Source organism: Litoreibacter arenae DSM 19593 (genome assembly GCF_000442275.2).
GTDB lineage: Bacteria > Pseudomonadota > Alphaproteobacteria > Rhodobacterales > Rhodobacteraceae > Litoreibacter > Litoreibacter arenae.
The window spans coordinates 319,442-332,775 of record NZ_KE557314.1 but is presented as its reverse complement, the minus strand read 5'-3'; the positions used below and the strand labels follow the sequence as shown (position 1 = coordinate 332,775).

General features: G+C 55.9%; 8 protein-coding genes. 5 read left to right on the top strand and 3 right to left on the bottom strand.

Features of this window, described 5'->3' with window-relative positions; genetic code table 11:
- Position 1: 1 nt before the first annotated feature.
- The 5 genes from THALAR_RS13950 (at position 2) to THALAR_RS13930 (ending at position 4,211) form a co-directional block, all read left to right on the top strand.
- Positions 2–490, top strand: a complete 489-nt coding sequence (locus tag THALAR_RS13950) for a hemerythrin domain-containing protein (protein WP_021102229.1) — start codon at positions 2–4, stop codon at positions 488–490.
- 52 nt (positions 491–542) lie between these two features.
- Positions 543–1,070, top strand: coding sequence for a ubiquinone anaerobic biosynthesis accessory factor UbiT (gene ubiT / locus THALAR_RS13945; RefSeq protein WP_021102228.1), 528 nt, complete (start codon positions 543–545; stop codon positions 1,068–1,070).
- Positions 1,067–2,065 carry a ubiquinone anaerobic biosynthesis protein UbiU gene (gene ubiU / locus THALAR_RS13940; protein ID WP_021102227.1) on the top strand — a complete coding sequence of 333 codons (999 nt, stop codon included), beginning with the start codon at positions 1,067–1,069 and terminating at the stop codon, positions 2,063–2,065. The genes ubiT and ubiU overlap by 4 nt, the downstream gene beginning before the upstream one ends.
- Before the next feature lie 5 nt (positions 2,066–2,070).
- The gene (gene ubiV / locus THALAR_RS13935) at positions 2,071–2,982 is read left to right on the top strand and encodes a ubiquinone anaerobic biosynthesis protein UbiV (protein ID WP_040819269.1); all 912 of its coding nucleotides are present in this window, start codon (positions 2,071–2,073) and stop codon (positions 2,980–2,982) included.
- Between the two features lie 938 nt (positions 2,983–3,920).
- Positions 3,921–4,211, top strand: coding sequence for a hypothetical protein (locus THALAR_RS13930; protein WP_021102225.1), 291 nt, complete (start codon positions 3,921–3,923; stop codon positions 4,209–4,211).
- Positions 4,212–4,506: 295 nt separating this feature from the next.
- Here THALAR_RS13930 and THALAR_RS13925 read toward each other — a convergent pair whose 3' ends face one another.
- The 3 genes from THALAR_RS13925 to THALAR_RS13915 form a co-directional block, all read right to left on the bottom strand.
- Positions 4,507–7,893, bottom strand: a complete 3,387-nt coding sequence (locus tag THALAR_RS13925) for a D-Ala-D-Ala carboxypeptidase family metallohydrolase (protein WP_021102224.1) — start codon at positions 7,891–7,893, stop codon at positions 4,507–4,509.
- 21 nt (positions 7,894–7,914) lie between these two features.
- On the bottom strand, positions 7,915–10,134 hold the full coding sequence (locus THALAR_RS13920) for a C1 family peptidase (protein ID WP_021102223.1): 2,220 nt from the start codon (positions 10,132–10,134) through the stop codon (positions 7,915–7,917).
- Positions 10,135–10,854: 720 nt separating this feature from the next.
- Positions 10,855–13,266 carry a DUF2235 domain-containing protein gene (locus tag THALAR_RS13915; protein ID WP_021102222.1) on the bottom strand — a complete coding sequence of 804 codons (2,412 nt, stop codon included), beginning with the start codon at positions 13,264–13,266 and terminating at the stop codon, positions 10,855–10,857.
- Between the last annotated feature and the right edge of the window lie 68 nt (positions 13,267–13,334).

Genomic DNA, 13,334 nt, shown 5'->3' with positions numbered 1-13,334 from the left:
GATGACCGCAACACTCGAAGAACCTGACGTAACATGGCCGACACGCGCATTGGTGGAGCATATCCAGACGCAACACCATGAAACGCAGCACCGGGCATTGCCTCAGCTGATCACGCTCGCACAGCGGATCGAGGCCGAACATGCGGTCGATCCGGATGCGCCTCACGGCCTGACGCAGTCGCTTTGCAAATTATCCGCCGCTTTTGAGAACCACCTTCACAACGAAGAGCCGATGCTCAGCACCGTGCAGGCCATTGGAAGCTCGGCAGAGTCGAAGGTTAGGCTTGAGCGACTGCGCAAGGATCATCTTGGCCTTGAGGCTGAACTGGACCGGATCGCCGCTACGACACACGGCTTTCGCCTGCCGCGCCATGCGGACGCCTCATGTTCCCGGCTTTTTGCCGAAGTGGGTCAGTTGGTAGAAGACCTCGATGCGCAGATTTTCTTGGAAAACAAGGTGTTGTTCCCAAGGTTCGAGACATTCCCTTGATGAACGATCCGATTTCCGGGCAAGGTACAAATACGCAAGGGGAGACCTTGAAATGAGCATGATGAACCATACAGCGCCCGCAATGCGCCCGTTGTCCGGAGCGGTGCAGCGGCTGGCCTGCCTTGCGGTGCAGCCGATATTGTCGCGGGTTGTGAAGCGGATCGCGGCGCGGCACTCGTCGCTTTTCGCACGACTGGGCCCGCATCAAACCACCGATTATCTGATCGACCCGGTGGAGTTGCCCTTCGCGCTTCACCTGCGTCCCGACCCGCAGGCGCTGCTGTTTCGTGCCGTGCCGCGCGAAAGCCTACCGCTCTCCGGTGCGGCGATCCGGGGGCCGTTCCTTTTGCTGCTGGAACTGATCGACTCGGAAGAGGATGGTGATGCCGCATTCTTTTCACGCGATCTCGAAATCTCGGGCGATACCGAAGCGGTGGTACGGCTCCGGAATGCGCTGGACGATGTGGACGGTTCCATCGCCGAGGAAACCGCCGATCTGTTTGGCCCTGTCGGCCGGGCGATCCTAGCCCGGCTTAGACGCTCTTACTCCGATGCAACGAAAGGAAACATGTACACATGAGCCTTGCCGAACTGATCTGCCCCGCCGGGACACCGGCCGCGCTGCGAACCGCAGTGGATGCGGGTGCTGATGCCGTTTATTGCGGCTTTCAGGATGCCACCAACGCCCGGAATTTCCCCGGCCTTAACTTCACGCCCGACGAACTGGCCGAAGCGGTGGTCTATGCCCATGCAAAGGATGCCAAGGTTCTGCTGGCGCTCAACACCTATCCGCCGGCGGGCAAGGTCGATCTGTGGCGGCAGGCGGCGGATACCGGCACGCGGCTGGGGGTCGATGCGTTCATCGTCGCCGACATGGGTGTGGCCGACTACATCGCGCGCACCCATCCGCAGGTTAGGCTGCACCTGTCGGTTCAGGCGGCGGCGTCCAGCCCCGAGGCGATCCGGTATTATTGCGAGAGTTTCGGGGTAAAGCGCGTGGTGCTGCCCCGCATCCTCACGATCCCCGAAATCCGCCAGATCCGCAGGGAGATCCCCTGCGAGATCGAGACCTTCATCTTCGGCAATCACGGGCTGATGGTGGAAGGTCGGTGCAGCTTGACGAACTACCTGACCGGGCAATCCACTAACATGGACGGTATCTGCTCACCGGCGTCCGAGGTTGACTATGCGCGCCATGACGATGGCTCGATGTCCTCGCGGCTCGCCGGTTTCACTATCGACTGTTTTGGTGCTGACGAAATGGCTGGCTACCCGACCATCTGCAAAGGGCGCTACACCGCGCCGCACCGGCCCGAAGCCTATTACGCCTTCGAGGAACCGGTGAGCCTCAACCTCTCGCGGCTCCTGCCCCAGATGATCGACGCGGGCATTCACGCCTTCAAGATCGAGGGGCGTCAGCGGTCCAAGAGCTACGTGCGCAACGTGGTCTCGGCCTTCCGGGCGGCGGTGGATGACATCCGGGCCGGTCGCACGGCAAATATCGCAGACCTAGTCGCGCTGACCGAGGGTCAGAAGCAGACCCAGGGCGCATTCGAGACGAAGAAATGGCGGTGAACGACATGACGAAACTGACACTAGGACCCATTGCTTATCACTGGTCCGCCGATACCCGCCGTGATTTTTACGCCCGCATTGCCGACGAGGCGCCGGTGGACGAGGTCTATCTGGGCGAAGTGATCTGTTCCAAACGCGCGCCGTTCCATGAGGCCGACTTGCCCGAGACGATCGACCGGCTTGAGCGTGCCGGCAAGACGGTGATCCTGTCGACGCTGGCTGAAGTGATGCTCAAACGCGAACGCAAGGCGACCGAGGATCTGGCGGCGATGGAAACGCCGGAGATCGAGATCAACAACGCCGCTGGTCTCTTTGCGCGCGGCAAGCGCCCGCATCGCATCGGGCCGTTCATGAACGCTTATAACGAGGCGACGATCCGGTGGATGGCTGGTCAGGGCGCGACTCATATCTGCCTTCCGGGGGAATTGCCCGCAGATGCCATCGCCGTGGCCGCGAAGGCCGCACGGGAGTTGGGTCTCGGGGTGGAGGTGCAGGTCTTCGGGCGCGCGTCGCTCGCTGTTTCTGCCCGGTGCTATCACGCGCGTGCGCATGATCGGACGAAAGACAACTGCCAGTTCGTCTGCGAGGCCGACGCGGATGGTATGCCGCTGCGCACCACCGACAACAGTCCAATCCTGCGGGTTAACGGAATCCAGACCCAGTCCGAGAGCTATGTCGCTCTGCTGCCAGAAACCGGCGAGTTGATAGCCAACAACATCTCCCACCTTCGGTTGATGCCGCAAGCGGTAGACATGGTGGCTGTGGCGACCGTTTTCCGCGATGTTCTGGACAGGGCACGCGCCGTCGATGACGCAGACGCGATGTTGCGCAGTGTTTGCCGGACGACGCCCTTCAGCAATGGGTTCTATCACGGCAAGGCCGGCTATCGTCGGATTGCCATGGCGTCGCCAGCCTGATCTGGTTGGGCAATGCTGCGAATGGCGCGCGCAGCACGGCGATCCACCGGAACTTGCCACAACTGGCACCTCTTGGGTGGACAGAAACCGCAAGCATTGCTTACTGCATGCACACGCGGCGGCCCGGATGGCCAGCGAACATGCGTCGAGAATGGGATGATGCGGTGTCTCGGCCGGAGCTCACGCGGGGAACGTCGGCGCCAAAACTTCGACCGCGTCTGCGTTCTTTCGCATGCGTTCAACCAGAACTGGGGGCTATCGATCTAAAAGCCTTTCCTCTCAACGGCCGCCTGATTAAACTCGACAACACCGGGCACGATGCCAGCCGCACTCAAGAAGCGCTTAAAATCAAACTCTGACCTTTTGCAGTGGACGAGTAGTCGGCCATTTTGCGCGCTAATGATGAGCGCACTTTGATCTTTGCATTTCTGAGGTTGGCAGACCGGACAAGGTGCGGTCCCATAGTGACCTCGCCAGACCCCTCAGAGAGTTAAAGTAATTTTAATTGCCTCAGACACCTACTGGGACGCTTTAGTTGTGTAGATGAAAGGGGATAGCGCGGGTCATTGTGTTGCATGCAGATAAGTGCGGTCTATGCGCCTGACTGGGGCTCGATCACAATAGGCAAGCGGCGAGGGAATTCACCTCGGCTAATCTTGTTATAGAGGGGCTCCGGCTGAGGCCGACAATCTCTTCTACGGCGTGTCGATGCAAATGCTTCTCTATCACTGGCTTGAGAATTTACGACACAGCTGTTCGCAAAAATACCCCACTTGAGCGGTTCTGGTTATATTTCGCGCCTGAGTAGTCATCAAATTCCGAGGTCAGAAGCAGCAAAGCCGTCTTTGTATTAGTGGATCCATGGCCTGCGTAGGAAACGAAGCTAAGCGATGCGCCGTGTTTGTGGTAGACTGGCATAGCAACGAGTGGAGGAGATTATGAGCTACGTGACAATTACGACATGGGAAATCGAAGACGGTATTGATTACGACATCTTCCTTCGCGCTATCGAGGAAAAGCGTCTGCCCGCCCTGAAAGGTTTTGGGGCAAGCCGGGTGACGGTAATTCGCACCAGCAACCGAACCAGTGCTGCCATCACTGAATGGCCCGACAAGGCCACGAGGGACGCGGCTGAATTGAAAATCGACGAGGTGCGGAGATCCGTTCACAAAGAGGACCGAACTCGGATGACCGGGGAGATGAAGGGCCAAATCGTAGCGGACGTTTGATACTAGGCTTGAAGTCAAAAGCCCCAGTTGCCGGACGGCAGCGGCCACACCAGAAGACTTGTTCATCGGTAGGCGAAGAAAACCATTTTTATTGGGGTAGCTGGTAACACCCCTGGCCCCACTCGTCTCTGTACTATTCAAGCAAACCCTCACATTCGAACACGGGTCTAGTGGCGATGCCCTGCCATGGATTCTGATAACCGTCAGGCCTCATAGCCGGAACATGCCGATCGCAGCGCATCCCATCACCTCTGCCTTCGCGATTGTCGGGTATTATCCCGTTCAATACCCACCACTAGATCTCAATATCAGCGATCAGCGTTCGCCTTGTGTCCGCGAGTTTTGATTTCACGATGTCGCGGACATCGTCGTAGATCGTAGGGCTTAGCGTCATCTGCTGCGCCGACAGCCAGTAGTCCAGCTCGTTCTTGCCCCAGGACACGAAGAGTATGTTTTGTTTTTTGTCGAGATAGCTGAAGTTGAAGGCACCAATGGCCATGCTTATCACATCCCCGGTTGCCTCGGCACTGCCGATTTGGAAGTTGCCCCCCTTTGTGCTGGAGGTTTCCAGATCGAACAGTTTGATTTTGCCATCATCGTCCGTCAGCCCGCGTAGCGCCTCGATTGCGCTCTCTATGATCTTGAACTGATTGCCCGTGGCGATCTGAGCCAAAGTGGTCAGGATGACCTGGTCAAAGCTGCCCTGTGCCTGCATTTTGTGAGACGCCTCAAACGGGGTGTTTTCCCGCACCCAGCCAAGTGCCGATAACACCTTGGTGTAGACGGCGAACCACGTCTCGCGAGACTTGATCGGATCGGCCTTGGCGTCGGCGGCGCGTTGGGCGAACAGGGTCGACAGCAGCACGTCCTCTTTTTGGCCCGGCGTCAGGTTTTCCACGAAGGAAATGACGCTGGAGGCGCTGACGGCGGCCTTGAGGTTCTGCTGATGGGTGGCGACCTGGGACTCTGGATCAAACGGGTCGCCTGAACGCGTCGCCGGGGCCGCGAAGGACGACGACGTTTTCGCACTGCGCGTCATACCTCCACGTGGGGCGGCAAGCTGGGTCGAGTTGATGAGCGCCAGCCGCTCGGTCAGGTCACGCGGTTCCCGCTCCAGAAGCGGGGAACTGGCGGGACTGTTTGAATTGGCAAAGGCCTTGGGCCAAGTCGCGTTATGACCTCGTGTATCTACATGGGTGAAGCCGTTGTAGCGCCCGATGCCGCCTTTGAAGAAGCCTTCCTTGTCCCGCAACCAACGCAGAGCCTGCGCCACATCAGGTGCAGACATGCCCGACACTTTGAAATCCAGCGCGGTGAACTTCATATGCTGGCTACTTGCCGCCCCGCCGATGCACGCATTGTAGGCGGGCGCGCGATAGGCGTTGGTTATGGCAATCGGTTTGCCTAAGCGGTCCCTGAGGTGATCGAGTACCTGAGCTGTCTTGGCGATATTCGTCCATAGCCCGCGTAGAGGGTAAGTGTTCTTGCCCGCGCAGGCACTCCCTGCATCGTTGTGACTGCCGCCAAGGATCAGGAACTCGTCGGTTGCGAAATTCTTGAGGCCCAGTGATTTGATGAACCCGTCGAAATCTGCGTAGTCCGACCAACCCAAAGCTGCGGATGAACGCAGGCCGGCACCGCGCGATTTGGCTTCGAAAATGTTGGAGACTTCGGCATCTGCCAGTGGGTCGTTTTCATCGCCCTCTGTATCATCGACCTGAGATGCGCCTGGCGACGAGACAGGCGGCGCTGATGTAGCCGTATTGGCGGTGTTGTGCTGATGAGGCTGAAGCGTAAAGGGACGTTCATTCACGAAATTCGGCTCGCGCAGCAGTTTTTCGAATAGCTGAGGCGTTTGAGACGGGCTGCCGATCCGCGCCTCGATTTCCGAGCGGAATGCGTGGTAGCCGCCAGAGAACCGACCACCATCCCATGTACCGAGAAGTGCGCCCGTGAACGCGCCATTCTGGTCGCCATCCATGGCAAATTGTTCGTCCTTGCACGCCCCGAGGTTAAGGACGGAGGCCCTGATTGGCGACGACAATGGCGACATCATCACGCTCTCTTTGAGAGCACTATAGGACTTTGACGCTGTGCGATAAGCGGCCTCGTTGGCGCGCCACACCCGCTCCTCGACGTAACGCGGCATTGCGCGGCTGGCAGGGCTGGTTTCGATTACGCGGCCCCATAATTGCATAGGCAAAGACGCACTGCCCATCCGCGCCATAGAGCCGGAATGACAGGTGTCCGGAACCATCAGAACGCGCACGCCGGGCTTGAATTCGGACCAGAGCATATAGAGTTCGTCGTCGGCTATTTGGAAATCGTAGAGACACAGGGTCTCGTCCATTTTGATGTCGCCATCGTGGTCTTCGTCTTGATTGAAGTCCGGCAAACGCCCGCCATGCGCCGAGACTGTAAATAAGAACATATCGCCCGCTTTCAGATCGCTGGCGGCTTTTTTGATGTGATCGACAACGGCCCCGCGGGTGGCGTCTTGCGTCAGCAGCTGTTCAGGCGAAAAACCTTCACTGCTGGCAAGTTCTAGCATGGCATGAGCGTCTGCCTCGCAGGCCTTGAGATGACCGTCCCAGCCATCATAATGTGCGGGGTCGACGGTGTTCAGACCCACGTGAAGCGAAATCCCTTTAGGGGCACCGCCAGCAATAACAGCCGGAGCTTGCATGGCGCGTGACAGCTCGGACGCAGTCCCGAACGGGCCGCTGATTATCTGACTTGGACCGCTACGTGCATTGGCGATTTTGGTTATCTCGCGCGCAAATTTTCGAGCGACATCTGCGTAACCACCATTGTCCGGGTGCAAGCCATCATGCCAGCGATGATCGCCCACGGTATTGCGACAGTCGATATAGGTAACATTCGGCATGGCTTTGGCCGCACGGCGCAACCTGCGGTTGAATTCGTCCATCATGCAGCGGGCGACGGCTTTTTGAAGTGACTTGTCCCGAATACCACGAGCCTCCATCGGCTTGCCCAGCCAGCGGTCTTTGTTCGGAACGGGATAATCGTAGCCGTGGCACAAAATGCTGACATGTGGGAACAGTTGGTGCACCTGCGTGAACATCCGGCCGTAGTGCTTGAGCGCATCGTCAAGCAGGGCATGAAACGATGGCAGAAGATAATCTTGAGGCATCAAATCCGGGTCAAATTCCTCCAGATGGGAGGCCAATGCCCCACCGGCCACCAAGTCGTTTCCCCCACCCGACAGCAGCAAAATTTCTGCACCGGTTTCGCGAATGGCAGCAACGTATTCCTGCTTGTCGGCCATGCTCTTAAGCAGATCACCTGCAGCACCAAGCGAGTAGACTGCGTAGGGCTTCATCAGGTAATCAATCGTGTCAGTCAGCAGGACGGGGTATTGAAACCAACTGTCACCCTCCGAGACGATACGTGGGCCATCATAGCCCGCAGCAATCTTCTGTTGGTAGCGTCCTTTGCGGTGCCATCGTGCCAACCAATTGGCGGAGTTCATCGCCATTGCAGATCGTTCGCCCGCATCTGCGCCGCGAGGTATCTGCACCGTGGCCGGATTGAGTTTCAGGCGTGGCGCGAAAGGTCCGGAGTTCTCTTCGTCCACTATGAAATATTCCGCCAGCGCATCGTCGTCAGCACTTAGGTCGGACATTTTTGCCATAAGTTGTTCGACTGTAATCTTTCCCATGATCAACTCCTTGGAATCTGTTTATTTCTTTGCAGTGCGGTAGCGTTGGATTGCCTCGAAAATGTCGTTGGTGATGGTCTGGTCCGTGTTCAATTCTACTTGTGAAATGCGGTCGTGATCGCGGGTCGGCGATGAGATGTCATTCAGCTGAAATAATGCGCCGCGAGCGCTGAAATCTGCATCCTCCGCAATCTTGGCCATGCCAAGAAAAGGCCGTGCGTCACTGAATATCGGCACGTCGTTGTCCTTCGAATTTGATGACGCGACATACCGGTCCTCAAATGCGCGCGAGACAAGGTGGATAATGGATTTGCCGTAGCTTCCGAAATGTATGCGGTCTTCCAGATCCTGCTCGGGGATGTAAATTCGGGCGCGCGGATCGCTTTCGGCTTTAAGCACCGAGCGCACGCGCGCCTTGGCCGACGATTTTTTACGGCGCTTGGTGCCTTTAACAGGACCGTTCATTGCATCTATGAAAGGGATCAGTAGCTTCTCGGCGCGCGGCATTCCGATGGCGGGGTGCACAAGATGGAGTGTGTCGAATATCGCGTGTTTGCGCCAGTTTGCATGCTCGCTATGGGCGCGGTCATTTGCTTCGGAATCTTCGTCGAGCGCGCTGAGTATTTCGTGCACCATCAGTGCACCCGCTCCCTCGGCGACAATATGAACTTCGCAGCCGGTTTCATGCCTCAGCTTGATGAGATCAAGGATGCAAAGCTTTGCAAAACCCTGCTTGATACGTTCCAATTTGTCTAGCTCGGCGGGTTCATATGGCAACTCGCCGCTGCCTCGCACAGCGCGGCGTGCCCCCATTTCGATATCCCGCCAAAACGCCCGTCCGACACCGCGCACGCGGCTTTCTATCAGATCATCAAGATGGGCTGCATCGGAGCCGGCTTGCGCCTCGCAACTGTCGAAGAGGCCTTGAAGAACCTCTATCGACTTCTCGACGAAGTTGTTGCACCAGAATATCGAGTAGGGATAAAGGTCGAGACCTTTGATGATATTTTTGCGCTGAACGGCCGCATCAAAGGCACTCTTGGTCCCCTCCAGGCTGCCGGGTATCCAGACCAAAACGCCTTTGTAGCTTTTTGCTTTCTCCTCAGCGCTAGCCTTAGGGTCGAACTGCTTCTCAAGGTAGCGACGCGTATGGCTCCAGCCATCTGAAAATGAAGGGTAAGATCCGGTTGACACCTGAAACCCGTCATCAAGATGCATGTAATGGCCCACCAGCTCAGAGCAGGGCGTGGAGCCGGATTGGATTTTTCCATGGATCCCCTTTATGCCCTTCTCGCCGATGGAAGCCCCGAATGCGGACGGCGCATAAACGGCCAGACGCAGGACCCAGCTATCAACAACATTCTGGGCCCAATCAGCATATGACCAAAGCGCAATGCCGGCCTGCTTTTTGTAGCCTCCCCATTCGGGACCCCACGAATTCAGAACATGAAAGCCGTTTTCGTCATAGCCGGTGAGCACAAATGCATGAGTGCCGCTAATGCCTTGCTTGGGCGGCCACGTGATAAAGCCACCTTGATCGGGGTTTGGATCGGCCCATCCATCATGAATATTGGCAGTCGTCAGCACCGCCTCGGCGTCGTTCAGGGCGGTGTGAAAATGGTTGAGAACGGATGCTAGCCGGAAGTATGCCCCTAGCCCCACGTTGCGAGCGGATTTCGCCTGATCGACGGTCGGAAACAATCGCGCCCCGTCGAGGCTAAGTTCATTGAAACAGCTGCTTTGCCAGCGATCCTGATCAATGGTGCCTTCGGCAAACGGCCAGTCCATACATACGCCATGATGGTAGAAACCCTTGATTGCAGACCGCAGGGTGCGCACGCCTTCAATGGATTGGGTGGTCTCATCTTCCAGATCGGGATAGCGGTCATGGAAAAACGCCATGCGGTATAGCATGTCGGCGCTGACGATGTCGGGCAGAAAAGGTTTGTTGTCATCAGGCAATGCGGCGGACGCATTTTCAGGACGGCGAAGCCATTGTAAATTGCGCTGGATGTCTATCAGATTGGCCAGTGCGAACCCGACACATCGCCCACTACTGCCCTGATTTCGGACGCCATATCTAAGTGTGTGTAAATTGGTTTTTGCATCAAGTGGGATCAATTTCGGATCAAGTGAGGCAGCATCACGCAGAACCGATAGATTAGGGATATAGTGCTGATCGCGCAGATCGATCCAATCTGCGCGGACGGAGGTTTCTTTGATTGATTTTTCAAAATTCATTTTCAAAACCCCTACGCCAATTGCAGATAGCTCATATCGTCGGTATTATGATGCGGGAGATTCACCCAAAAGTTTGTGTGGCATAAAATTGAGGCTGCATTTAATTGTCTGAAAAGTGCTGATAGTGAATTGGCCGAGCCGTCAGCGCGATAGTTGATAAGGAATGATGCTCTAAAGGCCCTAGGGAAATCTTGTAGCCAAAATACCCGTCGCGGGGCGAGGGCGTTGAGAAAACATCTGCAATAGTCACAATGAAAATTGACCAAGGTCTGCCAGAATTAAAATGTGAAAGCAGATTTTTTCTATTTGTATAGAAAGCATGCCCAAAGTGCATTAGCCCAGAACGCTTCCGCTACTCAGAATGTCGCTTCGCAGGCGTTTACTTGGTGTATACCAAATAACAACTTCATTAACTCATGCCGTTACAGTCAAGCCATCGGAGCACTGGCCATAACAAGTTGAAACACGCTTGCCGAGACAAGTATTCAAGGTAAACAGTTGCGGAAGTGATTAGATATATTTCATACAAACTCCCCACTCATGATCGCCAAACATAAGTCAGAATCGGCAATATTCAAAGTGAATTTGCGGAGCTATGACTTTCAGTGATCCTAAGCAGCCGATAAAATAGTCTGCCGTTTGCTGCCAATAGAAGCTGAGATTGGCGTGAGAAATACAGATCGCCGCATTCCTAAACTACTGCTTTTTCAGTCAATATCACTACTTGGACAACCAATCGGAAATCTTCGGCGCTTCGGCACTAACGATCACGCGCGCGCAGCCTGTGTTGTTGCTGTAAAGCTTGGTCCAAGGCCAGAAGATCGCGTCATTCACATACAAGAACAATGGCCCGCTGGCCTCAGCTTGAAAGCGAGCCGTCAGAGTTTTGCCTGTGGATGTCCGCCCCGGCGCTAAGCCACACGGTCTTTTTTCCTCCGAAATTTGTTCTTTGAATTTATTGACAAATTCGGGTGCGCTACCGGAATAGTCATCCAAGGGAGCGATGGATGCGCCCGTCTCTCCAATCTGTGCAACCGGCCTGAACCAGCTTGTGTCTTCGCGTCGAAAAATTTTTCCAATTACAAAGGCAAGTTTGTTGGTTTCAAAACCACGAATAGGCACGTGATTGCCGCCATCACCGAATGACGCTGTCTCTTCTAGGCTGATCCAATAGGTGCGCCCCTGAACCATGGATAGGCCTGTGGACCAGCACACCGAACTTGTGGAAAACTCGGTGTCGAGCACAATTGTGCTTCCGGGTTGAACGTCGCGTAATTCGCCAGGTGCCTCGCATAGCATTCCAGTGGCAGTAGCAAACGAAAGCCCTGCTACGTGAAACACCTTCATTACGCCAGAGAGTATAACGACGGCCAGCAATGCCGGAACCACCCAGCCCGACAGGACCCTATAGCCGGACATCACCCAGCCAGTAGCCACGGCATCTGCCTCAGTTCGAGCGAAACTCTCGCCGTCTGATGGTTTTTCTTCGGGGTGCGGCATGGAGCCATTTATCCAAGAACGCCGCGCAGTGTCCCTGATCCGGTCGCGCAACGATGTGTTTGCAAAGTAAAGGAAAATCGCGGTAACGATTGTTGGAACTGAAACCCATGGGTGGGTCCAGATCGCCTGAAGCCACGGATGAAATAATTTCGGGGCAGTCGATGACAGACTATCCGGCATCACAAGGCTGGCAGGCGGTTTATCTGGTTGAGCGATGGCCCAAATAATGCCCTGCGTCCATGGGAGGAGTAATAGAAACACGACCAGCGCCAAAAAGGCGATGTTTGCGATCCGCCTCCGCAGCACCAAGCGTTTGACGTCGCGGGCAACGTCTTGATCGCGACGCAGCGTTGATTGCAGTTGCCCGTCAGACGTCCGAAATTTATCAGATAACATTATCGGAGCATAGCCTGAATTGCCGGCTTTGATTTTCTGCACAACCGATGCGTCAACCGTAGGATCGCCTCCGAATGCTTCACCGCTTTCAACCTTTCGCGGCCAGTAGCGGTAGGCCGATTTCAGCCCGCTTCGCGAGTCGTGGATAATCGCATTTGCGGTTCGACGATTTTCAAGAGCCGCAACCTCGCTGTCGATCAAGGAAATTCCCTTGGCCTCAGCCTCGCGGATCATCCAAAGCAGCGGGTCGAGCGATGCCTCATCGTCCGCGTAGCCACCGCCGACATCGGAATGGACACCGGCAAACCAGACCTCTTTGATCTCTGGGTCATTAGATGTCTCGTCTCTGTTGCCTGTCTGGTCAAACCGAAGTGGCTGGAACGACAAGCGTTCCTCGTCCAGCGATAGCGCATGGCGCACATTCTTCACCGCTGGACTGCACACACGATTGCGGAAGCTGATCGGCCAGATGAAGATGTCCCAAAGTGTGCGGACCTCTTCGAGGGGAACACCATAAGCCTCGACCGTGTCGAATAGGCCCAAAAACTCAATGTCCACCTGCCCAGGGGCCCGTTCGGGCTGGTTTGTCCGAAGCTCATCCAACACCGTGTCGTGGCGCATCTGATTGAACAGGCGGCGTTTGGAGGTAACGAGCGCGTCCCGGATTGCGCGCCCGAGGGAGACCAAAGGACTCATGCGAAACCTTAGTTTGCCGGGCTTTGGTTCCGGTTCCCAAAACGGTGCTGTTTTTGTGCGATATGCGCGCCATGCTCCTTTCGAGTTCCGCATCATCTCGGCGGGTGTCACAGCTTGGCCGTCAATCCTTGACGGCATTAACCCCTGAGAGTTGATAAGCCCCGCCAGTGTTCGCAACGTGAATGCACCACGACTGAATCCGAACATCCAGATTTCAACCCCGGGTTCCCAATTCCAGCACAAAAACCGATAGAGTGCCTTGACGTTGGCAGGCACACCGAACCCCGTCGCACCATCAAGTATCCGAATAATCCCGATGGACGACGTACCCACGCCGGGGATGTATCGGGCAAGCTGAGTGGTTGCTGCCGGTTCATCCTTTTCGCGCTTGTCGATGGCTTCGTATAGGCGCCAAATATTCGACGCTCGTCCCCCAAAGGCATTCCCGGTCCCATCGGCAAAAACAATCAAGCGTTTGGAGAGGTGCTTGTCGGAAGTTGTTTGGCTTGCTTTACGATTGTCTTCTTTACTATTTACCATTGAAATTCAAAGCTTTCGGTGTTTGGAAAACGAAATATTCTCCCGCATCCACACCTCTTTTTGGCAAA